General features: G+C 67.5%; 24 protein-coding genes and 1 tRNA gene. 5 read left to right on the top strand and 20 right to left on the bottom strand.

Annotation, left to right across the window (positions count from 1 at the left end; genetic code table 11):
- The first annotated feature begins 5 nt into the window (after positions 1-5).
- On the top strand, positions 6-1874 hold the full coding sequence (gene cobT / locus ACW9TV_RS12130; RefSeq protein ID WP_494303723.1) for a cobaltochelatase subunit CobT: 1869 nt from the start codon (positions 6-8) through the stop codon (positions 1872-1874).
- Here cobT and ACW9TV_RS12125 read toward each other — a convergent pair.
- Genes ACW9TV_RS12125 through ACW9TV_RS12095 form a run of 7 tightly spaced genes read right to left on the bottom strand, consistent with a single transcriptional unit; the run spans position 1871 to position 6908 of the window.
- Positions 1871-2947: an alpha/beta fold hydrolase gene (locus tag ACW9TV_RS12125; RefSeq protein ID WP_494303722.1), complete on the bottom strand. Its 1077-nt coding sequence runs from the start codon at positions 2945-2947 to the stop codon at positions 1871-1873. The genes cobT and ACW9TV_RS12125 overlap by 4 nt on opposite strands.
- A gap of 56 nt (positions 2948-3003) precedes the next feature.
- Entirely contained in the window at positions 3004-3294 is a 291-nt protein-coding gene (locus ACW9TV_RS12120; RefSeq protein ID WP_494303721.1) for a hypothetical protein, read from the bottom strand.
- Positions 3295-3353: 59 nt separating this feature from the next.
- A complete protein-coding gene (gene recQ, locus ACW9TV_RS12115) occupies positions 3354-5144 on the bottom strand; it encodes a DNA helicase RecQ (protein ID WP_494303720.1) in 1791 nt (596 codons plus the stop codon).
- Positions 5145-5151: 7 nt separating this feature from the next.
- Positions 5152-5535: a hypothetical protein gene (locus tag ACW9TV_RS12110; RefSeq protein ID WP_494303719.1), complete on the bottom strand. Its 384-nt coding sequence runs from the start codon at positions 5533-5535 to the stop codon at positions 5152-5154.
- Positions 5532-5822: a heavy-metal-associated domain-containing protein gene (locus ACW9TV_RS12105; RefSeq protein WP_494303718.1), complete on the bottom strand. Its 291-nt coding sequence runs from the start codon at positions 5820-5822 to the stop codon at positions 5532-5534. The genes ACW9TV_RS12110 and ACW9TV_RS12105 overlap by 4 nt, the downstream gene beginning before the upstream one ends.
- Before the next feature lie 11 nt (positions 5823-5833).
- Positions 5834-6460, bottom strand: coding sequence for a hypothetical protein (locus ACW9TV_RS12100; protein ID WP_494303717.1), 627 nt, complete (start codon positions 6458-6460; stop codon positions 5834-5836).
- Between the two features lie 52 nt (positions 6461-6512).
- Positions 6513-6908 (bottom strand): hypothetical protein, encoded by a 396-nt coding sequence (locus ACW9TV_RS12095; protein WP_494303716.1) that lies wholly within the window; start codon positions 6906-6908, stop codon positions 6513-6515.
- A gap of 61 nt (positions 6909-6969) precedes the next feature.
- On the opposite strand from ACW9TV_RS12095, the gene ACW9TV_RS12090 reads away from it, so the two are divergent.
- Positions 6970-7710 carry an alpha/beta fold hydrolase gene (locus ACW9TV_RS12090; protein WP_494303715.1) on the top strand — a complete coding sequence of 247 codons (741 nt, stop codon included), beginning with the start codon at positions 6970-6972 and terminating at the stop codon, positions 7708-7710.
- Entirely contained in the window at positions 7707-8465 is a 759-nt protein-coding gene (locus tag ACW9TV_RS12085) for a tetratricopeptide repeat protein (protein ID WP_494303714.1), read from the top strand. The genes ACW9TV_RS12090 and ACW9TV_RS12085 overlap by 4 nt, the downstream gene beginning before the upstream one ends.
- Here the strand turns inward: ACW9TV_RS12085 and ACW9TV_RS12080 are convergent.
- From ACW9TV_RS12080 to ACW9TV_RS12060, 5 genes are all read right to left on the bottom strand, one after another.
- The gene (locus tag ACW9TV_RS12080) at positions 8462-8860 is read right to left on the bottom strand and encodes an acyl-CoA thioesterase (protein ID WP_494303713.1); all 399 of its coding nucleotides are present in this window, start codon (positions 8858-8860) and stop codon (positions 8462-8464) included. The genes ACW9TV_RS12085 and ACW9TV_RS12080 overlap by 4 nt on opposite strands.
- The gene (locus ACW9TV_RS12075) at positions 8857-10944 is read right to left on the bottom strand and encodes a S9 family peptidase (protein ID WP_494305092.1); all 2088 of its coding nucleotides are present in this window, start codon (positions 10942-10944) and stop codon (positions 8857-8859) included. The genes ACW9TV_RS12080 and ACW9TV_RS12075 overlap by 4 nt, the downstream gene beginning before the upstream one ends.
- Before the next feature lie 87 nt (positions 10945-11031).
- A complete protein-coding gene (locus tag ACW9TV_RS12070; RefSeq protein ID WP_494303712.1) occupies positions 11032-11901 on the bottom strand; it encodes a DMT family transporter in 870 nt (289 codons plus the stop codon).
- Positions 11902-11940: 39 nt separating this feature from the next.
- A complete protein-coding gene (locus ACW9TV_RS12065) occupies positions 11941-13071 on the bottom strand; it encodes an epoxide hydrolase family protein (RefSeq protein ID WP_494303711.1) in 1131 nt (376 codons plus the stop codon).
- Positions 13068-14681, bottom strand: coding sequence for a GMC family oxidoreductase (locus tag ACW9TV_RS12060; RefSeq protein ID WP_494303710.1), 1614 nt, complete (start codon positions 14679-14681; stop codon positions 13068-13070). The genes ACW9TV_RS12065 and ACW9TV_RS12060 overlap by 4 nt, the downstream gene beginning before the upstream one ends.
- 151 nt (positions 14682-14832) lie before the next feature.
- Here ACW9TV_RS12060 and ACW9TV_RS12055 point away from each other — a divergent pair, with 151 nt between their 5' ends.
- Positions 14833-15762 (top strand): glycerophosphodiester phosphodiesterase family protein, encoded by a 930-nt coding sequence (locus ACW9TV_RS12055; RefSeq protein ID WP_494303709.1) that lies wholly within the window; start codon positions 14833-14835, stop codon positions 15760-15762.
- Complete coding sequence (locus tag ACW9TV_RS12050; RefSeq protein ID WP_494303708.1) at positions 15759-16724, top strand: quinone oxidoreductase family protein; 966 nt, start codon at positions 15759-15761, stop codon at positions 16722-16724. The genes ACW9TV_RS12055 and ACW9TV_RS12050 overlap by 4 nt, the downstream gene beginning before the upstream one ends.
- A 57-nt stretch (positions 16725-16781) precedes the next feature.
- On the opposite strand, the gene ACW9TV_RS12045 is transcribed toward ACW9TV_RS12050, so the two are convergent.
- The 8 genes from ACW9TV_RS12045 to ACW9TV_RS12010 form a co-directional block, all read right to left on the bottom strand.
- Positions 16782-17453, bottom strand: coding sequence for a TerC family protein (locus ACW9TV_RS12045; RefSeq protein WP_494303707.1), 672 nt, complete (start codon positions 17451-17453; stop codon positions 16782-16784).
- Between the two features lie 197 nt (positions 17454-17650).
- Positions 17651-17737, bottom strand: a tRNA-Leu gene (locus ACW9TV_RS12040).
- Positions 17738-17833: 96 nt separating this feature from the next.
- Complete coding sequence (locus tag ACW9TV_RS12035) at positions 17834-18115, bottom strand: integration host factor subunit beta (RefSeq protein ID WP_494303706.1); 282 nt, start codon at positions 18113-18115, stop codon at positions 17834-17836.
- Positions 18116-18247: 132 nt separating this feature from the next.
- On the bottom strand, positions 18248-19975 hold the full coding sequence (gene rpsA / locus ACW9TV_RS12030) for a 30S ribosomal protein S1 (RefSeq protein ID WP_494303705.1): 1728 nt from the start codon (positions 19973-19975) through the stop codon (positions 18248-18250).
- 132 nt (positions 19976-20107) lie between these two features.
- Entirely contained in the window at positions 20108-20743 is a 636-nt protein-coding gene (gene cmk, locus ACW9TV_RS12025) for a (d)CMP kinase (RefSeq protein WP_494303704.1), read from the bottom strand.
- Positions 20744-20888: 145 nt separating this feature from the next.
- On the bottom strand, positions 20889-21374 hold the full coding sequence (locus ACW9TV_RS12020) for a glutathione peroxidase (protein WP_494303703.1): 486 nt from the start codon (positions 21372-21374) through the stop codon (positions 20889-20891).
- A 201-nt stretch (positions 21375-21575) separates the two neighbouring features.
- Positions 21576-22316, bottom strand: a complete 741-nt coding sequence (locus tag ACW9TV_RS12015) for a Bax inhibitor-1/YccA family protein (RefSeq protein WP_494303702.1) — start codon at positions 22314-22316, stop codon at positions 21576-21578.
- A gap of 149 nt (positions 22317-22465) precedes the next feature.
- The gene (locus tag ACW9TV_RS12010) at positions 22466-25012 is read right to left on the bottom strand and encodes an ABC transporter permease (protein ID WP_494305091.1); all 2547 of its coding nucleotides are present in this window, start codon (positions 25010-25012) and stop codon (positions 22466-22468) included.
- Between the last annotated feature and the right edge of the window lie 2 nt (positions 25013-25014).

Genomic DNA, 25014 nt, shown 5'->3' with positions numbered 1-25014 from the left:
ACGCGATGCCTGCCGATCCAAACCCGCTCGAAGATTTCCGTCAGGCGCTGGGCGCCACCATGCGCGCGCTTGGCCGCCATCCGGAATATGAACTGGCCTACACGGCAGACAAGCCGGCCTGCCACGGGGATCAGGCGCGCGTGCCGCAGCCGTCGCGCAACCTCACGGCGGAACAGGCGGCCGAAGCGCGGGGCTGGGCCGACAGTTTCGCCCTGCGCAGCCGCCTTCATGATTCGAAAACCCATGCCAGGGTCGATGTCGGCCCCGGCCTCCCCAGAGAGATGCTGAACGCCGCCGAACAGGCCCGGATCGAGGCGATCGGCGGTCGGGACATGGCCGGTGTGGCGCTCAACCTCCGCCGCATGCTCGACACGCGCATGAAGACCGATCCGATCGCCCGCGCCCGCACGCCCGATGAAGTGCCGCTCGCCACGGCCGTCGGCCTGATCGTGCGCGAACGGCTGACGGGGCAACCCGTGCCCGACAGTGCCGCCAACGGCGTGGACATGGTGCGCGCCCGGCTGGAGGAAGAGGCCGGCGCCCACCTCGACCAACTCGCCGCCAGCATCGACGACCAGTCCGCCTTCGCTGACGCCTTCCGGCGCGTGCTTGCGGATCTCGGCCTGGCTGACGATCCGGACAGGCCCGACGAAGACCAGAGCCAGGACGACGAGGCGGACGAGGAGCAGGACAGCCAGGGCGAGGACGAGGGCGACGACAGCGCCGAGGCGCAGTCGGCCCAGCAGTCCGTCGAATCCCGCTCGGAAGAGCAGGACGGCGGCGATTCCGAAGGCGAAACGGAGGAGGTCGAGAGCGAGACCGACATGTCGTCCGACGCGGAGCCAGGCGACGAGGGCGAGGACGGCATGATGCCCTGGCGCCCGAACCTGCCCGACAGCAAGCTGCCGCCCGATTTCACCTATCGCGCCTGGACGACCGAGTTCGACGAGGTGGTGACGGCCGAGGAGCTGTGCGACGCGGAGGAACTGGCCCGCCTGCGCGGCTATCTCGATCAGCAGCTCGTCAGCCTGCAGGGGGCGGTCACCAAGCTCGCAAACCGTCTGCAGCGCCGGCTGATGGCGCAGCAGAACCGCAGCTGGGAATTCGATCAGGAAGAAGGCCTGCTCGATCCCGCGCGCCTCACCCGCGTGGTCGTCCAGCCCGAGCATGCGCTCAGCTACAAGGTCGAGCGCGACACCGATTTCCGCGACACGGTCGTCACCCTGCTGATCGACAATTCCGGCTCCATGCGCGGCCGCCCGATCTCCATCGCCGCCATCTGCGCCGACATCCTCGCCCGCACGCTGGAACGCTGCGCCGTCAAGACGGAAATCCTGGGCTTCACCACCCGCGCCTGGAAGGGCGGGCAGAGCCGGGAGAAATGGCTGGCGAACGGACGCCCGCAGAAGCCCGGCCGCCTGAACGATCTCAGGCACATCATCTACAAGCAGGCCGATGCCCCCTGGCGTCGCGCCCGCCGCAACCTGGGCCTGATGATGCGCGAAGGCCTGCTGAAGGAAAACATCGACGGTGAAGCCCTGATGTGGGCGCACAACCGCCTCATCGGCCGCCCGGAAGACCGGCGCATCCTGATGGTCATCTCGGATGGCGCGCCGGTCGACGACAGCACCCTGTCCGTGAACTCGGGCAATTATCTCGAACGCCACCTCAGGCAGGTGATCGGCTGGATCGAAGGCAGAAGCCCGGTGGAACTGATCGCCATCGGCATCGGCCATGATGTCACCCGCTATTACAGCCGGGCCGTCACCATCATGGATGCCGAACAGCTGGGCGGCGCCATCGTCGAGCAACTCGCCGCCCTCTTCGAAGAGGACAAAGGCGCAGGCCGGGGCGCCCGCAAGGCTTCCCGCTAAAGCCCGCGCAGGAAATCGAGCAGCAACCGCGTCACCGCTTCGGGTCGTTCCTGCTGAACCCAGTGCCCCGCGCCCGGCACCAGCGTCGTCCCGCGCCAGTCGGCGCCCGCGCGCTGCCCCATCGCCTCCAGCGCACCGGGGTTCTGGTGGATGCCCCAGTCCCGGTCGCCCGCGATGAAGCAGGCGGGTCCCTCGATCCGCCGCCCGGCGAACAGCTCGAAATCGGCCTGGAACCGGCCGCTGGTGATCGCCCGATACCACAGCAGGCCGCCGCCGAACCCGGTGCGGCGATATTCCCCCGCATAGACATCAAGGTGGGTATCGGTCAGCCAGGGCGCTTCCCCGGCCGCATAGGGCCGCACCGCTTCCGCCATGCCCTTGTCCAGCGGCATCACATAATAATCGGGCAGCTTCGCCAGTTCGTCCGCCGTCCACCCCGTCAGCGGAAATGGCCGGTTCGCCGCCCAGTCCCCGCTTTTGCCATGGTAATAGGCCCGCAGAAAGGCGTGCATCCCCTGCGCGGGCGCATCCATGTCGGCCGCGGCCGCATCGGTTGAATAATACCACTGGTAATGCTTGCGGCCCAGCCGGGCGAGTGCCGCCTGCCAGTCCGGCGCGGCCGGGGCCGCCCGCAGAGGCCAGGCGGGCGCACCGGGAAAGGGCGCACTCATCAGCACGCAGGCACGGAAGATGTCGGGCCGCGCCAGGGCCGCCCAGGCGGCGACGGGGCTGCCGAAATCATGCCCCACCACGCAGGCCGCCTGCGAATGGCCCAGCGCCGATACCAGCCCCATGGCGTCGCGCACCAGGTTCAGGATGCGGAACTGTTCCAGCCGTGTCCGGTCCTCGCCCGTCGTTGCGCCATAGCCCCGCTGGTCTGGGGCCACCACATGGAAGCCTGCCGCCGCCAGCGGCGTGATCTGGTTGCGCCAGCTATAGGCCAGTTCCGGGAAGCCGTGCAGCAGCAGCAGCAGCGGATCGCGGGGGCTCCCCGCTTCCAGCACATGCATGTTCAGCCCGTTGATGCCGGGGATCTGGCGCCGGGACACGCCGGCTGGAAGCGGATAGGTCATTCCAGCAGTCTGGCCTTCCGGCCGTGGCGGGCATAGCCCGCGAGTCCGTCAGTTGCTCAGCACTTCTTCGCGTTCTTGCCGATCACGGCCCCCGTCAGCGCCCCGGCGCCTGCCACCAGTGCTGTTTCCCCGAGGTTGCCGCCGGCCAGTGCCGCAACCGTTCCGGCGCTCGCTGCGCCGACGATCGCTGCGCGCTCCTTCGATTTGTCCTTCGCGCGCTTGCAGCTTGCATAGCTGTTATAGACCTTGCCGTCATGAACCCACTGGGTCTTGCTCTTCGCTGCCGCGGGCAGGGCAGGGGCACCGGCCATCAGCGCGGCCATCAGGCCAAGGGTCAGGTATCGCATCGCTTTGCTCCTCTCGATCCGCATGCTGATCCCGATTGCCTGAACAGGCAATTACGCCCCTAATGATCGGCCACCAGCGCCAGCAGTTCGTCGCCAAAGCGGGTCAGTCTGGCGTCCCCGATGCCGGGCACGGCGGCCAGGGCCGACCGGCTTGCCGGTCGTGTCGCCGCGATGGCCTTCAGCGCGCTGTCGTGCAGAACCACGAACGCCGGCACATCCTCGGCCTCCGCCCGGCCGCGCCGCCAGGCGCGCAGCTTCTCGAACAGGCCGGCATCGGCGGCCCCCAGTTCGACAGCCGCGCGCTCGGCCCGCTTCGCCCGCGTCCGCCGCTCCGGCGCCCAGTCGGAGGCGCGCACCGAAACCGCCTCATCGCCCTTCAGAATCGCCCGAGCCGCCGGCCCCAGCCGCACGCCGCCATGCTCGTCGCGCGCCAGCGCGTCATGCGCTTCCAGCAGCCGCCCCAGCTTCAGCCACTGGGCGTCCGCCAGATCGCCGCCGATCCCGAACACCGAAAGCTGGTCGTGGCCGAATCGCAGCACCTTCTCGTCCGCCACCCCGCGCAGAACCTTCGCCACATGCGAAACGCCGAACATCTGCCCCGTGCGATACACGGCAGACAGCAGCTTTCGCGCCGCCTCCGTCACGTCCAGCGTCGCGGGCGCCTCCAGGCAGTTGTCGCAATTGCCGCACGGCTGCGGGTCCGGCTCGCCGAAATGGCGCAACAGCGGAACGCGGCGGCAGCCCAGCGTCTCGGCCCAGGCGGCCAGCTTGCGCAGCATCTCCAGTTCATGCGCCTTGCGCGCGTCGTCCGCCTCGCCATCGTTGATGCGCTGCCGCGCCAGCGTCACGTCCTGCGGCCCCCAGAACAGCATCGCAACCGATGCCGCCCCATCCCGCCCGGCCCGTCCGGTTTCCTGGTAATAGGCCTCGATCGATTTCGGCAGCCCCATGTGCACCACGAAGCGGATGTCCGGCTTGTCGATGCCCATGCCGAACGCCACGGTCGCGCACATCACCCCGGCCTCGGCGCGCTGGAACCAGCGCTGGCTGGCGCTCCGCGCCTCGGCCGGCAGCCCGGCATGATACACACGCGCCTCGATGCCCGCGCCCTTCAGCGTTTCCGCCGCCTGTTCGGCCGCGCTGCGCGTCTGGCAATAAACAATGCCCGCAACGTCGCCCTGCGCCCGCACGAAGGCGGCCAGCTGCTCGGCCGGCCGCTGCTTCGCCTCCGCCCGATACTGGATGTTGGGCCGGTCGAACCCGGCGACCAGCAGCCTGTCTGGCGAAATCCCCAGCTGTCCGCAGATGTCGGCCCGCGTCGCGGCATCGGCGGTCGCGGTCAGCGCGATGCGCGGCACGCCGGGCAGCAGGTCGCACAACGCCTTCAGCCGCCGGTAGTCGGGGCGGAAATCATGCCCCCACTGGCTCACGCAATGCGCTTCGTCGATGGCGATCAGGCTCACGGGCCCTTGCGCCACAAGGTTGCGGAACCCCTCCATCGCGGCCCGCTCGGGCGCCACATACAGAAGGTCCAGCTCGCCCGCGCGGAACGCCCGCATGGTTTCGGCCCCGTCGCCGGACTGGCTGTTCAGCGCCGCCGCGCGCACGCCGGCCAGGTCTAGCGCCCGCACCTGATCCGCCATCAAGGCGATCAGCGGCGAAATGACGATCCCGCACCCCGGGCGGCAGATTGCCGGGATCTGGTAGCACAGGGATTTGCCCGCCCCCGTCGGCATCACCAGCGCCACATCGCGGCCGACCAGCACGTCCGCGATCACCTCGCCCTGCACCCCGCGGAACCCCTCGAAGCCGAAAACGGAATGCAGCGCTTCGAGGGGGTCGCGAATCATGAAAGGGTCATAGCAACAGATCGGCCGCCAGGAAGGCGAAGAAGAAGCCGACCGCCCAGATCGCAGCCGAAATCCCCAGCATCCAGCCGCTGAACGCCCTCAGTCGCGCGCAGGCGCGGGCCTGTGCCGGATCCGCGGGGCAGGGCAGCAGGCGTGCGCGCCAGTGCATCCATCCCGCAAATCCCAGCATCAGGCCCGATCCCGCAAACAGCCAGGCCTTGTATTTCGTCAGCGCCACCAGCCAGGGGGCCGCCGAAACAAGGCCCGCCAGGCTCGCCCCCAGCCCCAGCGTCACCAGCAGCGCCGGCAATGCGCAGCACAGCAGCGTGGAGGTGGAGGCGAACAGGCTCAGCGTCGGTGCCAGCGTGTCACGAACGCCCGGCGTCCTCACAGCGGGCTCCGGTTCACGCCGGTCACATTGTAGCCGCTGTCGGTGATCAGCTTCGTCAGGGTCTTGTCGTCCAGCGTGGCATCGGCCTTCAGCTTCAGATGAACCTCGCCCTTGTCCAGGTCCACATGCACGCCGGCCACGTCGGCGCGTTTCTTCATCATGGCTTCGATCGAACGGGCGCAAAAATCGCAAACCAGCCCGTTCACCTTCACTGTCACCATCTCGGGTGTCGGTGCGGCGGCCAGGGGGGCGGCCGTCAGAAGCAGGGCGATCATCAGCTTTTTCATGGAATATCCTCTCAGAATCGAATTTGGGAATTCAGGATCAGGCCGCCGCGATCCGTCACGCCGGCCTCCACAAGCAGGGTTCGATAGAAGATCCGGGCCACCAGCGCCGGCTGCACTTCGTCGGCCATGCCGCTGTCGCGCTTCACCTGCGCGAACAGCCAAAGGTGCGCATCGCCATAGTCGCCCTCGTAGGGCGCCCAGCCGATCCGGCCCAGTTGCATGTCGGTGGTGCCAAGCCGGTCGATCCGGGTCAGCCGCGCCATGCCCATCAGCATCACGCGGCGGTTTTCCCAGTCCGCCTGGGCATCCACGAATCCACCCGGCCGGGCGGATTCGCCGTCACGCCAGCCCGCCCCGGCAAGGCCGGACAGATAGAGGTTCGCCTGCGCGCCCTCCATGTTCCAGCGTTTCACCAGCCAGGTCGCCTGCGCGCCCGCCAGATTGGCGTCCTCCGCCCGCAGGCGCAGGTATCGGCCGCCCACCGAATAATGGCGGTTCGGGGTATAGTGCAGCAGGGCTGAACCCGTTCCCGGGTCCAGTTCCTGCATCAGGGTCACGCCGCCCGGCCAGGAAACGGGCCTAGCCGCAAGCGGGGCACTCAACAGGGCAGCGCCAAGCGCCGCCACGATCATTCGCATGTCTGGAAACTCCTCCAACACCGGTCGGCCCGCGCGAACGCGGGCGGCAGCGTCAGACGAGCAGTCGTGGCGGTCGCTTCAATCCGTCAGGATCCGCCTCGGGCGGCAGGGATGGCTGGAAGGCCTGCAGCAGCGAGGCAGGTGCCACGGCAGGCGGAAGTTCGGGCATTGGCCAGAAGGCCGCCAGCATCAGGCAGCCGCCCGCGCACCCGTCCGGGCAGCAGTCGGGGGCCTTCTTTGTCGGCGCGTTTTCAGCCGGCATCCTGTCAGCCTGCACCTTCCCGGCAGGGGCCTGTTCCATGGTGTCGCCATGGCATGGAAGCTCCGCTGAAGGTGCAGCCGCCACCTGCTGTACCGGCAGCGCCGGCATCTGCGCCATCGCAGCCGCATGGCTGCTGCCCAGCGCAAGCGCCAGCAAGGCAAGAAGGGCTGTGATCCAGCGCGGCATTGCCCCCACATAGTCCCTGCGCCCCACTCGCGCAATTCGACCGGCCGCGCTACGCTGGGCCATGCCCGAAATCCAGTTCATCGATCGCGGAGACGGCGTCCGTCTCGCCACCCGTTTCCAGCCCGGTCGCGGCCCCGCGCTGATGTTCCTGCCCGGCTACATGTCGGACATGTCCGGCACCAAGGCGCAGCATCTCCTCGGCTGGGCCGCCGCCACCGGGCGCGCCTGCCTGCTCATGGATTATTCCGGCTGCGGCGCGTCCGAAGGTGAATTCGACAATGGCTCGATCCGCCGCTGGGCGGCAGATGCGAAGGCTGTTGCGGATGCCCTGGCGCCGGGGCCGCTGCTGCCGGTCGGTTCCTCCATGGGCGGCTGGATCATGCTCCACCTCGCGCTGGCGGATCCGTCGCGCATCCACGCCCTTGTCGGGATCGCCGCCGCCCCCGATTTCACCCGATGGGGCCTCGCGCTCGATGCATCCGATGTCGAACGCCTCGCCCATCAGGGCTTCACCACCCGCCCGTCCGCCTATGCGGACAGCCCCTATCGCTACAGCCGCGTGCTGGTGGACGATGCCGAAGGGGCGTGCCTGCTCTCCGGCCTGATCCCGCTCGATTGCCCGGTGCGCCTTCTGCATGGAGAGGCCGATGCCGATGTGCCCTGGCAGGTCAGCCAGCGCCTGATGTCCGCGCTCCGCTCAACCGACGTTCAGCTGACCCTTGTGAAAGGCGGCGATCACCGTCTCTCCGCCCCGTCTGAACTCGCCCTGCTGGAACAGACGCTCGAAAGCCTGCTGCCATGAAGCCCGCCCTCGCGCTGTTCCTCCTCGCCGCCGTCCCGGCCGTCGCGCAGGAAGCCTATGATCCCTCCCTCGATCCGAAGCGGTATGACGGGTGCGTCCGTGCCATCCCCACGGATGCGCAGAAAGCGGAAGAGTTCGCGATTCAGTGGCAGGCGCTGGGCGGCGGCCTTCCGGCCCGCCACTGCCAGGCGCTCGCCCAGCTGCAGCAGGGGAAGAACGCGGCTGCCGCGCTGACGCTTTCGAAGGCCGCGCAGACCGCCGAAGCGCAGAAAAGCCCCATGGCCGCCGATTTCTGGGGGCAGGCGGGCAATGCCGCGCTGCTGGCGGGCGATGCGAAAGGTGCGATCGCGCATTTCGCCAGCGGTATCGTCGCCGCCGGGGAATTCGCGCCGGCTCGTACCGCCAATCTGCTGATCGATCGCGCGCGGGCCCATACCGAACTCAATGACCTGAAATCCGCCCGCACCGATCTCGACAAGGCCGTCGCCCTTGCCCCCTCCGAATCCACCGGCTGGCTGCTGTCCGCCACGCTCGCCCGTCGTCAGGATGATCTGCCCCGCGCCCGCACCGATATCGCGAAGGCCGCCGAACTCGCGCCCGCCGATGCCGATGTGCGCTTCGAACAGGGCGCGATCCTCGCCGCCGGCGGGGATATCCCCGCCGCGCGGGCGCTGTGGGAGGCGCTGGTGAAGCAATCCCCCGGAACCGAGGCCGCCGGCCTCGCCGCCCGCGCCCTGAAGGACTCGGCGGATTAGGCCTTCAGGAACAGCGCAACCAGTTCCGGCCGCAGCCTTGCCGGCCGCTTCAGTTCGCGATCCATGATCACCCAGGTCGTGCGCGCCGCCACCCGCAGGCTGCCGTCCGCGCCGCTGATCGTCGTGCAGCGGTCAAAGCGCGCGCCCTTGGGGTTTTCCCCCCAGGTTTCCGCCCATAGCGTCTCCCCGGCGAAGCTGGCGCCTCGATAATCGATCTCCTGCCGGGAAATCACCCACAGGTATCGCGCCTGCGCCTCCGCCGGGGCCACGGCTGCCCAGTGTGCGGTCGCGACTTCCTGCAGCCAGCGGACATAGACGATGTTGTTCACATGCCCGTTCTCGTCGATGTCGGCCGCAACGGGGTGCAGCGCCATCCGGAACGGGGATGTCGTCACGCCTTCATCCGCCCGTCCAGCGCCATCAGGATGAAGGCATATTCCTCCGCCGTCTCGCGCAGCCGCTCATATCGACCGGATTTGCCGCCATGGCCCGCGCCCATGTTGATCTTCAGCAGCAGCACATTGTCGTCGGTCTTCACCGCGCGGATGCGCGCCGCCCACTTCGCCGGCTCCCAATAGGTCACGCGGGGGTCCGAAAGGCCGCCCGTGATCAGCATGGGCGGGAAGGGCCCGGGCTTCGCCTGCTCATAGGGCGACAGCCGGATCAGCCGCTTCAGCACCACCTCGTCCTTGCGGGGATCGCCCCATTCCGGCCATTCGCCGGGCGTCAGCGGCAGCGTGTCGTCCAGCATGGTGTTCACGATGTCCACGAAGGGCACATGCGCCACGATCGCCCCCCACAGTTCGGGCGCCTGCATCACCGCCGCACCCATCAGCCAGCCGCCCGCCGAACCGCCGCTTGCGCTGTTCAGCCCCGGTCGGCCGAAGCCCTGCGCGTTCAGGAACCGCGTCGCGTCCACGAAATCGTTGAAGGTGTTTTCCCGCTTCTCCAGCTTGCCGTCCAGATACCATTGATATCCAAGGTCATCGCCACCGCGCGTGTGCACGATGGCATAGGCGAACCCCCGGTCCAGAAGCGACAGCCGGGCAGACGAAAAGCTGGGCGGCGTGGCGATGCCATAGCTGCCATACCCGTAGACATGCAGCGGCCACTTGCCGTCCTTCGCGTAGCCGCGCTTGTACACCACCGAAACGGGCACCCTGGTCCCGTCACGTGCCGGGGCATACAACCGCTCGGTCGCATACTGGCTGGCGTCATAGCCAGACGGGATTTCCTGCACCTTCAGCGTGGTCAGCGTGGATGCGGTCACGTCATAGTCGAACACGGTCGCGGGCGTCACCATCGAGGAATAGCTGATCCTCAGGGCCGGGGCATCCGGCTCGGCGTTGGTGCCCAGGCTTGCCGTGTAGCTCGCCTCGGGAAACGCCACCCGCCGGTCGTCGCCGTCAGGGAAGATCAGGCGAATCTGATCCAGCCCCCGCAACCGCTCCTCGACCGCCAGATAGGATGCGAAGGCCTTGATGCCCGTCAGGTACACATCGTCGGAACCGGCAACCAGCGTGGTCCATACGGCGGGATCGGAAACGGCCGCGGTGGCGATGCGGAAATTCACATGCTCGTCGTTGGTCAGCACGAACAGCGTGTCGCCGCGCGCGTCCAGGCTGTAGCGCACGTCCGTCTTGCGCGGCTTCACCAGCACGGCCGGCCTGGAAGGGTCTGCGGCGTCCAGCATCCGCACATCGTTCGTCGTCTGGGTATAGCTGCTGATCAGGATCCACCTGCGATCCTGCGTTTTCGAAGGCTGAACCCAGAATCCGGCCTCCTGCTCCTCGTACAGAAGCTCGCTTTTCGCGGCGCCCAGGCGGTGCAGCCAGGCCCTGGTCGGCCGCCACTCGGCAGAGGCCTGCGCCCAGACCAGCGATCTGGAATCCGCGCTCCATGCCACCTCGCCAAGCGAATCCGGCGCAACCGTCTCGATGTCCCTGCCCGATGAAAGGTCGCGGATCTGCAACGCATAGCGTTCCGATCCGTTCGTGTCCGTCGAATAGGCCAGCAGCCGGCCATCGGGGGAAACCTCCAGCGTGCCCAGGCGGAAATAGTCCTTGCCTTCCGCCAGCTTCGGTTCGGAAAGGATCAGCTGCGCCTCGCCGCCGCCGCGCGGGCGTCGATACCAGTTGCGATACTGTCCGCCGGCCTCGAAGGCCCACCAGTAAAGCCAGTCGCCGTCGGGATACGGAACGGAACTGTCGTCCTCCTTCATCCGTCCCTTCATCTGCTCGAACAGCGCCTCCGTCAGCATCGAGGCATCGCCCATCCGCTGCTCGAAATAGGCGTTCTCGGCCTTCAGATAGGCCAGGATCTCCGGATCATCGACCTTGGGATAATCCTTGTCCCGCAGCCAGGCATAGGGGTCCTCGATGGTGATGCCCTGCACCGTGAACCGGTGGTTTCCACGGCGGGCGACAGGTGGCTTCATCACGGTCTTTCCGGTCTGGGCGGCAAGGGGGCTGGCGGGCATGGCAGCGGCAAGGCTGCCGGCAACGAACGTGCGGCGATCCATGGATCGATGTCCTAGCCCTGCGCGCGGCGTGCGGGCAAGCCGCCTTCAGCGCCGGATCAGCACCAGCGCCGCCAGCACCATGGCCGCCCCCGCCAGTTCCGCCGGTCCCAGCACTTCTCCGAACAGCAGCCAGCCCGCCACGGCGGAAACCATCGGCTGCACCAGCAGCCCCACGCCGATCACCGGCGCCGGCAGCCGGCCGCTGGCGAACACCATCAGCCCCTGTCCCACCAGCTGGCTGGTGATGGCCAGCGTCACAACCGGCCGCCAGTCCGCCGGCCAGATCGATCCCGGTTCCAGCAGGGCCGCCGGCAGCAGGAAGACAACGGACGCCAGGGTGGACATCGCAAGCACCACCGATGTCGGCAGCCGGTCGCGCAGGCCCATCACCACGATCAGATACCCGGTGTAGAAGGCCGCCCCCATCAGGCTCAGCGCATCGCCTGCCAGATGCTTCGGGCTCAGCTGCGCGCTGGTGCCCAGCAGCAGCAGGGTGCCCGCCAGCGCCAGCGCCAGCGCCTTCAGCGTGCCCGTGCCGGGGTGCTGGCCCTTCACCAGGATCGACCAGCCGGCCAGCATGAAGGCGGCCGTGTTCCCGAACAGGGTTGCATTGGCGACAGAAGTCCGCACGATCCCCATGTGCCAGGTGGCAAGATCGGCGGCGAAGAACAGGCCGGACAGGATCGCCAGCCCCCAGGGCAGCGCTGCCAGCCGCAGCCCCCGGCCGCGTTGGGCCCAGCCGGCCACCAGCAGCAGAACCGGCGCCGCCAGCGCCATCCGCCAGAAGGCCGCCGAAACCGGCCCCACATCCGCCAGCCGGACCAGCACGGGCCCGAAGGCCAGCAGCACGGAGGACAGGATCAGCGCGGCGAGCGGCCCGCGCTCGACCCGCCCGGAATGGTCCGAAGCGTTCATCGGCCCGCTCCTACGGAGCATGAACGGCCGTGGAAACCCCTAAAGGCCCTTCACGAACGCCCTCAGGTCGGCCAGCAGCAGGTCCGGCTCCTCCAGCCCGGCAAAGTGCCCACCGTGCGGCATGTCGGTCCAGTGGACCACATGATAGCCCCGCTCAACCATGCTGCGCGGCGGGAAGGCCAGCAGGTCGTGCGGGAAGGCCGCCACGCCCGTCGGCACCTCGATCCGCCGGCCTTCCGGGATGGAAAAGCCGCCTTCCAGGAACATGCCGCGATACAGCCAGGTGGCCGAAAGGAAGGTCCGGGTCGTCAGATACACCATGATGGTGTCCAGCAGGGTGTCCAGCGGGAAGGGCGGGTCCACATGGCCCGAAGAAAGGTCGGACCAGCCGCAGTATTTCTCCGCCAGCCAGGCGGCCACGCCCATGGGGGAATCCATCATCGCGAAGCCCAGGCTCTGCGGCTTCGTCGCCTGCAGCTGCAGATAGGCCGTCTCCGTCGCGCGGATCTGCTGGGCCCATTGCAGCCAGCGCGTCTCGTCGTCGGTCCGCGGCGTCATATCGGCCGATCGCAGCCCATAGCCGTTCAGGTGGATGGCTTCGACCGCCTCGCTGTCCAGCCCCATCCAGCCGCCGATCACGCAGCCCCAGTCGCCACCCTGGTAGATGTAGCGGCGATATCCCAGCACGGCCATCAGCCGGTCATACAGCTTCGCCACCGCGCGTGGCCCGACCGGCGATTTCGGCCGGTCGCTCCACGCATATCCGGGCAGGGAAGGCGCCACCACGTGGAAGGCCGGCGCGGCGGGATCCTCCGGCTCGGCCAGCCGGCGATAGATCGTCTCGAATTCGATGATCGATCCCGGCCATCCGTGCGCGATCAGCAGCGGCTTCGCGTCCGCCCGGCTGGATCGCAGATGCAGCGCGTGCAGCCGGAATCCCGGCTCCACCTCCACGCGCACATGGGGAAAGCCGTTCAGCCGCGCAACGGTCGCCGCCCAGTCATGGGATGTCAGCCAATGGTCGCGCAGCCGCTCCATATAGGCCCGGTTCGCGCCATGCTCCCACCGATGGCCCTCGGGCTCCTCGAAGAAGCGGAACTCCTCCACCCGGCGGCGGATCCACTCGACTTCGGCAGCGTTCAGCGGAATCTCGAACGGGGTCACGCTCATGCCGCGCGCCTTTCGCCGCCTTTCCGCTCGCGCCGGATGGCGTCTGCGACCTTCTCGGCGATCATGATCGTGGGCGCATTGGTGTTCCCGCTCACCAGGAACGGCATCACGGAGGCATCCACCACCATCAGCCCCTCAACTCCGTTCACGTTCAGCGCGATGTCGCACACAGCCTCGGCGTCCGGCCCCATGCGGCAGGTGCCGACCGGGTGATAGATGGTTTCCGCCCAGTCTCGCAGCTTCGCCTTCAGGGCGTCGCCCTGCACGGCTTCGCCCGGCCAGGCTTCACCATCGCTGTATTTCGCCAGCGCCGGCTGGCGACCGATCGCGCGCGCCAGTTCCACGCCCTTCGTCAGTGTGTCCAGATCCTCGGGGGCGGAAAGATAATTGGGGTCGATCGCCGGATGCGCCGCCGGATCCGGTGATTTCAGCCAGATGGACCCCCGGCTTTCCGGCCGTACCTGGCAGACATGCACCTGATAGCCGTGCTGCGGCTGCAATCCGCCCACCCCGTGCGCATTTCCCTTCACGGGCATGAAGTGCATCTGGATGTCCGGCGCGGCGAGGCCGGGCCGCGTCGAAACGAAGGCGCCGGCGGCGGTCGGCATGTAGCTCGCATTGCCCTGCTTGCGCAGGATCCAGTTCAGCCCGGTCCAGATCTTCACCAGCGGATTGGTATTGGAATTCAGCGTGATCGGCTGGTTGCAGTTCCACTGCACCAGAACATCCAGGTGATCCTGCAGATTCTGCCCCACCTGCGCGCGGTCGGCCACGACCGGCAGGTCCAGCTTCTTCAGGCCGGCCCCGGGCCCCACGCCCGACAGCATCAGCAGTTGTGGCGAGTTGATCGCTCCGCCGCTCAGGATAATGCGCCGGCCCTTCACCACCTGCCCGCCGGAATATTGCACGCCGATGGCCCGTCGACCCTCGAACAGGACCTTTTCGGCCAGGGCACCGGTGATGATCTTCAGGTTCGGACGCCGCCGCGCCTCTTCGGTCAGATAGGCCCGCGCGGCAGACCAGCGCTTCCCGTCCCGGATGGTGGAATCATAGCTGCCGGCGCCTTCGAACTGGGCGCCGTTGAAATCGTCGGTCCTTGGCCAGCCGGCTTCCACGGCCGCGTCGATGAAGGCATTGTTCAGAACATGCGGCAGCATCCGCCTGGTCGTCGCAAGCGGCCCGCCCGCGCCATGCCATTCGCTGGACCCCCGGTCGGAATCTTCCGCCTTGCGGAACCAGGGCAGAACGTCCGCCCAGCCCCAGCCGGTGCAGCCCACCTGCGCCCAGCGGTCATAGTCGCTCGAATGGCCGCGGATATAGACCATGCCGTTGATCGAAGAGGATCCGCCCAGCGTCCTGCCGCGCGGCCAGTAAAGCCTTCGTCCGTTCAGATGCGCCTGCGGTTCTGTCCAGAAGTTCCAGTTCAGCTCGCTCTGCTTTTCCGGCGGAATGATTTCTCCGATGCCGGCCGGCATATGGATCATCATCGATTTGTCGTCGCTGCCGGCTTCCAGCAGTGCCACGCGCGTGCCGGAATCCTCCGAAAGCCGCGCCGCCAGCACGCAGCCCGCCGAACCGGCTCCCACGATCACGAAATCGAAATCCGTCACGTCGTCATCCTCCCGCCTTTCCCTGAAGGCTTACCTGGCTGTCCTACCGCACGACCTTTCGCGGAGCCACCCTCCGCATAATGCGGAAGTCCCCCGCGACGAGCCGTTCCGCCGCCCCTTGCCCCTTGCAGGTCAGGGGCTAGGAAGGGGCATGCGTCGCACACTTGTCTTTCTTTCGCTGTCCCTTGTCCTCGCCGGTTGCGCAATGGGCGATGTCGAGCCGAAGCGCCGCCACGCACCGGTCATGCGGTCCATGCCGGACATCTTCGATTGCCTGCGCGTCAACCGCCTGTCGCTGGTGTCCGCCCATCGCGGGCAGAAGGATCCGCTCGCCGCCGAAAACAGTCTCGCCAGCTTCGCCGAAACGATCGAACGTGGTCCTATCTTCATCGAGATCGACGTCGCCCGCTCGGCCGACGGTGTGTTGATGCTGATGCACGATGCCACGCTTGACCGCACCACCACCGGCACCGGCCCGATTGCCGCGAAGGACTATCGCGAACTCCGCGAACTCTGGCTGAAGGACGGCCGTGGCCGGATCACGCAGGAACGGATCCCCACGCTGGAAGAAGCCCTCGTCTGGGCCCGCCGCAACGGCGCGGTCCTGCAACTGGATCTGAAGCCGGGCGTTCCGCTCGCCGAAGTGCTGGCCCATGTCCGCGAGAACAGGATGGAAAACCAGGTGATCCTCATCGCCTACAATCTGGCGGATACCCGGGCGGCGCTTGCACGCGCGCCGGACATGATGATTTCTGCCGGAACCCGGACGTCCGCCGAACTGCCCGCCGTCCTCCGCCTCGCAGGCCCGCATATCCTCTATTTCACCGGCACACAGGAACCGGATCCCGCCCTCATCGCCCGGCTCGACGAGGTGCAGGTCGAAGCGATTACCGGCACGCTCGGTGCGCCCGGCAAGCGGCTGGATGATCGCTACCTCGCCGATGGTGACGGCCGCGAATATGCGGATCTGGCGGCGCGCGGCGTGGCGCTGATCGCGACAGACCAGCCGGTCGAAGCCTGGCGCGCGCTGAAATCGGCCAACCGAGACGGCACACTCTGCCTGACAGGAGAGCGCAATTGAAGGCGATCCGCATCGAATCCCCCGGCGGGCCCGAGGTGATGAAACTGGTGGAAGTTGGGGTGGGCGAGCCCGGACCCGGGCAGGCACGCGTGCGCCACACCGCCATCGGCGTCAATTTCATCGACACCTACCACCGCTCCGGCCTCTATCCGATGCCGATGCCCTCGGGGCTTGGCATGGAAGCCGCGGCCGTGGTCGAAGCGGTCGGCGACGGCGTGCCGCATCTCAACGTCGGGGACCGGGTGATCTATTTCGCCAATCCCCCCGGCGCCTACGCCACACACAGGGTGATGGATGCCCGGCCGCTGGTCAGGCTGCCGGACAGCGTGTCCGATGAACAGGCCGCCGCTCTCTGGCTGAAAGCCTGCACGGTCGAATCCCTCGTCGAACGCTGCGCCCGCGTGCAGCCCGGGCAGACCGTGCTGGTTCCCGCGGCAGCCGGCGGGGTGGGGGTGTTGCTCTGCCAGTGGCTGAAATCCATGGGCGTCACCGTCATCGGCACCGTGGGGTCCCCCGAAAAGGTCGAAATCGCCCGCGCCGCCGGCGCGGATCATGTGCTGTCCTATGATGAAGTGCCGGCCCGCGTGCGCGAACTGACAGGCGGCCAGGGCGTGGACGCCGCGATCGACGGTGTCGGCCGGGCCACGTTCGAAACCTCGCTGGACAGTCTGAAGCGGCGGGGAATCCTCGTCAGCTTCGGCAACGCTTCCGGCCCGGTCGCACCGTTCGAAATGGGCCTGCTCGCCCGCAAAGGCTCGCTCTTCGTCACCCGGCCCACCCTTTTCGATTATTATGCGACGCCCGCCGATTTCGAACTCGGCACGAAAGCCGTCTTCGCGAAGATCGCATCCGGCGTGCTGAAAGCCCACATCGGGCAGACCTTCGCGCTGGCCGATGCCGTCCGTTGCCACCGGGCGCTGGAAGCGCGGCAGACGATCGGTTCGTCCCTGCTGGTTCCCTGAAGCCCGGCGCGGGCTGGGCCCGCGGATCCAGTTTCGCGCGCCCGGTTCCGTGTGCCGTCAGCCGCGGCTGACGGCGGCGGTTTCCAGGAAGGGCAGGGGGATCAGGGGGGCGACGTCGCGGCCCCCCACGATGATCATCTCCAGCGCCACATACAGGATCAGCATCAACCCGATCCAGCCAATCCAGTGATACCGTTCGATCAGGCGCGCGATATAGTTGGCGGCGATCCCCATCAGCGCGACCGACAGGACCAGGCCGATGATCATGATCTCGGTATGGTGCTTCGATGCGCCGGCCACGGCCAGCACATTGTCCAGGCTCATCGAAAGGTCGGCGATGGCGACAGCCCAGGCCGCGCCCCAGAAGGTCTTGGCGGCCGGTGGCGCATCATGCGCGATGGTGCCGTCGTCCAGCACCACTTTGGTGTCGGGCTTCAGCTCCCGGTACATCTTCCAGCAGACCCACAGCAGCAGCAGTCCGCCCGCCAGCCGGATGCCCACCACGTCGAGCAGCTGCGTGACGACCAGCGCAAAGGCGATGCGCATCACCAGCGCGGCCACCATGCCCAGCGCGATCACCTTCTTGCGATCAGCCGGCGGCAGGCCCGCCGCAAGCGCCCCGATCACGATCGCATTGTCCCCGGCAAGCACCAGGTCGATCATGACAACCTTGCCAAGGGCGGCCCAGGCGCCCGGCTCCTGCATGAAGGCGAAGTTGAAGAATTCCATGAGCGGCCTGCTAGCGCAAAGCGGCCCGCCTGCAAACGGGATTCAGCCGCTGCCGCAACGAGCCGCCCGGCGTCTGAGGGGCTTAGCAAGAACCGGTGGTGCAGCCACCGCAAGCGCGACTGCGCGCCGGCGCCGATGCGCCGAAGCCAAGGGCCGCGGATGCGGACCGCCCGGCGTCTGAGGGGCTGATAATATAATGGTGCGGACGGCGGGACTCGAACCCGCACTCCCCGAAGGGAAAGGGATTTTAAGTCCCGTGCGTCTACCAGTTTCGCCACGTCCGCCTGCGCCCTCATGGCGCGAAATCGCATGGGTCCTGCCAGGCCCCGCGGTCAATCAGTCGATCATCGAATGGAAATCGAAGCGCGCGGGCTGCGCGCTCAATCCATGTTCAGCCGCTCGCGCAATTCCTTGCCCGGCTTGAAATGCGGCACCCGCTTCGCATCCACATCCACGGATTCGCCGGTGCGGGGGTTACGCCCGGTTCGGGCGTTGCGCTCGCGCGTCGAAAAGGCGCCGAAACCGCGCAGTTCCACACGCCCGCCTTCCGCCAGCCGATCCGTGATGGAATCGAGAATGGTGGAAACGACACGTTCCGCCTCTCGCTGGCCCAGATGCGGGTTCGCGTCTGCAATCTTCTGCACAAGTTCGGATCGGATCATGTCGCCTGCCCCACCTTTGCTGTCGCTGAATATGGGCCGCAATCACGCGCCCGGTCAAGCCTTTCAATCGTAAAGCAAAAGGGCGACGCCTCGCGGCGTCGCCCCTTCTGTTTCCCGACAAGGGGCAGGGGGTCAGCCCTCCTGCTTGGCCTTGTTCAGGGCCGCACCCAGGATGTCGCCCAGCGAGGCGCCCGAGTCCGACGAGCCATATTGCGCAACCTGCTGCTTTTCTTCGGCAATCTGCATCGCCTTGATGGAAAGCATCGGCTTCTTGCCACGCTCGAAACCGATCACCAGGGCGTCGACCTTCTGGCCGACCTGGAAGCGTTCCGGGCGCTGCTCGTCGCGGTCGCGGGAAAGGTCGGAGCGCTTGATGAAGGCGGTCGGGCCGTCTTCACCGATCTGCACTTCGATTCCACCGTCGCGGGCTTCGCGGACGATCGCGGTGACGATTTCGTTCTTCGAGAAGCCACCAGCCGATGCGGCCACCGCAGCGCCGGTGCCGGCGCCGGTGCCGGCGCCTTCGCCGGAAACCTGCTTGATGCCCAGCGAGATGCGCTCGCGCTCGACATCGACTTCCAGAACCTGCGCCTTCACCATCTCGCCCTTGTGATGCAGGGCAAGGGCGGCTTCACCCGAAACGCCCCAGGCGATGTCCGACATGTGCACCATGCCGTCCACTTCGCCGGGCAGGCCGATGAACAGGCCGAACTCGGTGGAGTTCTTCACTTCGCCTTCCACGATCGAGCCGACCGGGTGCTGCTCGGCGAACACTTCCCACGGGTTGCGCTGCGCCTGCTTCAGGCCCAGCGAAATGCGGCGCTTCTCGCCATCGACTTCCAGCACGACAACGTCGACTTCCTGGCTGGTCGAAACGATCTTGCCCGGGTGCACGTTCTTCTTCACCCAGCTCATTTCAGAGACGTGGACGAGGCCTTCGATGCCCGGCTCCAGCTCGATGAAGGCGCCATATTCGGTGATGTTCGTCACGCGGCCCTTCAGCTTGGCGCCGACCGGGTACTTGGCTTCCGCGCCTTCCCACGGATCCGATTCCAGCTGCTTCATGCCCAGGCTGATGCGCTGGGTGTCGCGGTTGATGCGGATGATCTGCACCTTCACCGTGTCACCGATGTTGATGACTTCGTTCGGGTGGCCGACGCGCTTGTAGCTCATGTCGGTCACGTGCAGCAGGCCGTCGATGCCGCCCAGGTCCACGAAGGCGCCATAGTCGGTGATGTTCTTCACCACGCCGTCGATCACCTGGCCTTCGGACAGGCTCTGGATCAGGCCGGTGCGGGCTTCGGCGCGGGTTTCCTCAAGGATGCTGCGGCGCGAAACCACGATGTTGCCGCGCTTGCGGTCCATCTTCAGCAGCTGGAACGGCTGGGCGATACCCATCAGCGGGGTCACGTCGCGCACGGGGCGGATGTCCACCTGCGAACCGGGCAGGAACGCAACCGCGCCGCCCAGATCCACGGTGAAGCCGCCCTTCACGCGGCCGAAGATCACGCCATCCACGCGCTCGCCGGCGTTGAACTGGCCTTCCAGCTTGTCCCAGGCGGCTTCGCGGCGTGCGCGATCGCGCGACAGCATCGCTTCGCCGAAGGCGTTCTCGACGCGGTCGACATACACGTCCACCTCATCGCCGACCGACACCTGCGGCGCCTGGCCCGGGGGTGTGAATTCACGGATCGAAATACGGCCTTCAGACTTCAGGCCCACGTCGATCACCACCAGATCATTCTCGATGGCGGTGACCCGCCCCTTCACCACCTTCCCCTCGAAGCTCTGGGATTCGCCCAGCGATTTGTCGAGGAGCGCGGCGAAATCGTCGCGGGTGGGCATTGCGGTCGAAGCCATGTATTTCCTAACATTCAAATACCGGCCTGCCGCAGATCCTGTTGGCGGCGGGCTCGGGTTAGAGCGGATCCACGAATTTCCGAAAACAGCAAATGGCGCACGAGAGCGCCAATGCCCCTCGCCGCCGACCTGTCAGGAAACCCGGTCCAGCTGGCTGGAGACAAGCTCCACGGCCTTCCGGACGGCCGCGGCTATATCCAATTTGCTCGTATCTAGCAAGTCGGCGTCGTCGGCGCGGCGCAGGGGCGCGTCGCTGCGGCCCATGTCCCGCGCGTCGCGCGCCAGGATGTCGGCCAGCACCTGCGCTTCGGAAACCTCCCGCCCTGCCGATGTCAGTTCCAGGAAACGCCGGTGCGCGCGGATTTCCGGTGCGGCGGTCACGAATAGCTTGGCGTCGGCCTCCGGCGCGATCACCGTGCCGATGTCGCGCCCGTCCAGCACGGCGCCCGCAGGCTGAGCGGCAAAGGCCTTCTGGAACGCCAGCAACGCGGCCCGCACTTCGGGCAGCGCCGACACGCGGGATGCGGCTTCCCCCGTCTGGGCCCCGCGCAGTTCGGGATCCTCCAGCAGCGAAAGGTCAAGTGCCGACGCCTTCGCGCCCACGGCCCGCCCGTCGCCCAGATCCAGCCCCGCGCGGATCGCAGACAATGCGACCGCGCGATACAGCGCGCCCGTATCCAGGTGCGGCACGCCGAAATGCCGCCCCAAGGCGCGCGCGATGGTGCCCTTGCCGGATGCCGCCGGCCCGTCCACGGCGATCAGGGGCATGCAGGCTGCCGTGCGCCGTTCGCGCCTTTCAGGCGCTGCGCACCTCCCACCGCCCCGCGCCCCCGCCCGGCCGCCCATCGATGAAACCCTTGGGGCAGCCGGGCAGGGGCACGGGGCGCTGGGGGGCAGGATGTGAACATCACACTCACGCCAGCAGCTTCACGATCTTCGGAGCAATGTCCTCGGGTTTCACCGTGGGCCCGAAGCGCTCCACCGGCTCTCCCTGCCGGTTCACCAGGAACTTGGTGAAGTTCCACTTCACACCCTGCGTGCCCAGCAGGCCCGGTGCCTGCTCCTTCAGCTGCCGCCACAGCGGATCGGCCTTGTCGCCGTTCACCTCCACCTTTCGGAACACCGGGAAGGTCACCGGATAGGTGGTGGAACAGAAGGTCGCGATCTCCGCGTCGCTGCCCGGTTCCTGATTGCCGAACTGGTTGCAGGGAAAGCCCAGAACTTCGAAGCCCTTGTCGTGAAAGCGCTGATACAGCTGCTCAAGGCCGGTATACTGCGGCGTGAACCCGCATTTGGATGCGACATTCACGATCAGCAGCACCTTGCCGCGATAGTCTGCCAGGCTAACGTCGCGCCCGTCCAGCGTGACCGCGCGATGATGATAGATGTCGTCCGCCATTTCCCTCTCTCCGCAGATCAGCCGGATTGCAGCGCTTCATGGGCCCGCCCCCGCTGAAAGAAAAGGGCAAAGCCCAGCCTGTCCACAGCTTCATCGGGAAGCGGGGAGGTAACCCGCCAAAATGAAGGGCGCTGCATAAAAAAAGAAGGGCCCGGTTGTCGCGACCGGGCCCCTCCGAGGGTCGCTCTTCTTGCAAATCGGTCAGTCGCGCTGCCCCAGGAAGCTCAGCAGGAACTGGAACAGGTTGATGAAGTCCAGGTAAAGGGTCAGCGCGCCCATGATCGCCGCCTTGCCGGCCATGTCGGTGCCGGCGACATAATCATAGGTCTCCTTGATGCGCTGCGTGTCATAGGCGGTCAGGCCCGCGAAGATCAGCACGCCAAGAATCGAAATGGTCAGCGCCAGCGCGCCGGATTGCAGGAACATGTTCAGCAGCATGGCAACCAGGATGCCGATCAGGCCCATCACCAGGAAGGTGCCCAGCCGGCTGAGATCCCGCTTCGTCGTATAACCATACAGGCTGAGGCCCGCGAACGCCGCCGCCGTCGCGAAGAAGGTCGTCGCGATGGAGGTGGAGGTATAGACAAGGAAGATCGTCGACATCGACGCGCCCATGATCGCGGCAAAGGCCCAGAACAGCCCCTGCACAGCGCCTTCGGACATGCTCTGATACTTGAAGCCCAGCAGGAACACGAAGGCCAGCGGCGACAGCGACACAACCCAGCCAAGGCCCGAAAGCCCGCCCATCGGGTTCACCAGCGCGTTCACCGCGCCCGTGTAGGCCATGCCAAGGGCCACAAGGCCCGTCAGCAGCACGCCCGACATCATGTAGTTGTAGACGCTCAGCATGTGCTTGCGCAGGCCGGCGTCATACTCGGCAGCAGCGGTCCCGGCGCGGGCGGTGACGGCGCGTCCAAAGCGGGGATCAGCCTGATTAACCATCGAAATCCTCTCCATCGGCCCGGGGGGTCGCGCACCGCAGCTTCAAACCCTCGGTCTGAGGCAGCGGGCACCCGGCTCGATGTTCTATATCGCCCATGTAACAAGCGGTTTCAAGGAATTCCAGCGAAATCTTTCATCGCTGAAACATTTCAATTCGCCCTCAGAACCCGCGCAACCTTCGCGCCCAGCGCCGCCCATGCGCCGGCCAGCCCCAGCGCCAGCGTGACGACCGCGCCTGCCAGAACCGTTGCCAGCGCCACCCCCCAGTCGGGCGACCACTGGAACTTCAGCACCTGCGTCACAACGATCCAGCCTGCCAGGCCGCCCATCAGCAGGGCGATGCCCGAAACCAGAAGCCCCAGGCCTGCATATTCAAGGCCGGCCGCCGTCATCAGCTGCCGCCGCGTGGCCCCCAGCGTCTTCAGGATCACATTGTCACGGATGCGCGCCCGCGCCTGGCTCGCCAGCGCCCCCACCAGCACGGCGATGCCGGCCAGGATCGCCACGCTCGCCGCCGCGCGCACGGCGATGCCCATCTGCCGCACCAGGTCGCCCACCTCGTTCAGCACATCCTTCACCTTCACCACCGAAACCGTCGGGAAGGCACGGCTGACGGCGCCCGTGAACCCGGCCTCTGCGGCGTCGGGCGGCGTCACCGTCGCCATCCAGCTGTAGGGCGCGTCGCGCAGCGTCGCGGGATCATAGACAAGCACGAAATTGAACCCCATCGAATCCCAGTCCACTTCCCGCAGGGATGCGATGGTCGCCGTGATCTCCACACCCAGAACCGAAACGGTGATGGTGTCCCCCACCTTCAGCCCCAACAGTCTGGCCTGTTCGACATCCATCGAAACCAGCGGTGGCCCGGCATAATCCTTCGGCCACCATTTCCCGGCCACGATGCGGTTGCCCGCCGGCACTTCGGCCGCCCAGGTCAGACCCCGGTCGCCGCGCAGCACATAGCTCCCCTCGGGCACATCCTTCAGTTCGGATGCCGGCACCCCGTTCACGGCCGTCACCGGCCCGCGCAGGCTGGGCACCATCGTCACGTCCGAACCGGCAGGCAGGCTCGCGCGGAAGCGCGGTTCATCCTCCTTGGGCAGGTCAAGCAGGAAGAAGCCGGGCGCCTTGTCCGGCACGGTCTTGCGCAGTTCCGCGTTGAAGCTCGCCTCGATGAAGGCCAGCGTGGCGAACAGGCTCAGCCCCAGCCCCAGCGCCACCACCAACTGCCGGGTCATCGCGCCCGGCCGGTGCAGGTTCGAAAGCGCCAGCCGGGGCAGAACCCTGCGCGGCCGGGGCAGCCGCGCCGCGCCCCATCGCACCAGTGTGCCCGCCCCGAACAGCAGCAGCAGCACAGCCGCCGCCCCGCCCAGAAAACCGGCGGCAAAGATGCGTTCGGCCGCCTGCCACACCGCCAGCGCCGCCACGACACCCCCGGCCACCAGCGCCACCGTCAGGGCCCGTGCCGAAGGCCAGGGCCAGGCTTCCACGCTGCCCCGGAAGATGCGCTGCGCGGGCAAGGCCCCGGCCCGCGCAAGCGGCGGCACCGCGAAGGCCAGCGCCACCAGCAGACCGAAGGCGATCGCCGTCAGCATCGGGGCCCAGTGCAGCCCAAGCGCCGGCGGCACCGGCAGCGCGTCTCCGGCCACCTGCACCACCACCCAGGGCACGAAGGCCCCCAGCGCCGCACCGGCGATTGCCGCCGCCAGCGCCACACCCCCCACCAGCAGCAGATAGGTCTTCAGCACCAGCGCGGATGATCCGCCCAGCGCCTTCAGCGTCGCGATCGTGCCGGCCTTCCGGTCCAGATAGCTGCGCACGCCGTCCCCCACGCCCACGCCGGCCACTGCCAGCGCGGTCAGGCTCACCAGCGTCAGGAACTGGCCCAGCCGCTCCACGAAGCGGCGCACGCCCGGTGCCCCGTCCTTGCTGTCGGCCAGCCGCCACCCGGCGTCCGGATGCGCCGTCTCGATCGCCTCGCGCACGGCCACCGCGTCCTCGCCGGCTGGCAGTTTCAGCTTCACATGGTGGCGATACAGGCTGCCCGGCTGCACCAGGTTCGTCTCGGCCAGCCGCTCGATCGAAATCAGCACGCTCGGGCCGAATGTGAACCCCTCGCTCGCCTTGTCGGGCTCAACCGTCAGGATGGCGGCCACGGGCATCCGCGCCTCGCCGATCCCCACCTCGTCCCCGACCTTCAGCCCCATCTGCGCGGCAAGGTCCGCGGCCACCACCGCCCCCCGGCCAAGGGCGGCCTGCACGGCGGCATTGCCGCCGCCGCCCGCAACGTCTGCTGCGCCGTAAAGCGGCCACTTGTCGTCCACCGCCTTCAGTTCGGCCAGCAACTGCCGCCCGGTCGCCGCGCCAGTTTCGCCACGCACCATCGCCCGCATCTTGATGTTTTCCGAACGCGTGCCGCCAAAACCTTCCAGCGTCGCCAGTTCCTCCGGCGTCGGCGCCCGCTGCGTCAGCCGCGCCTCCACGTCCGCGCCCAGGATGGATTGCCCCTGTTCCTGCAACCCCTTGCCGATCGACGTCGCCAGGCTGCCCACGCCGGCCATCGCCAGCACGCCCAGCAGCAGGCAGATGAACAGCAGCCGCAGCGCGCCCAGTCCGCCGCGCACCTCGCGCAGCGCGATCCGCGCCGCCAGCGGCCACTCCCGAACCGGCCTGATCGCCACCGGCACCGGCGCCATCA

Source organism: Sandaracinobacter sp. T42, assembly GCF_059115405.1.
The sequence above is the reverse complement of the archived record's forward strand: the minus strand, read 5'-3'. Positions and strand labels throughout refer to the sequence as shown.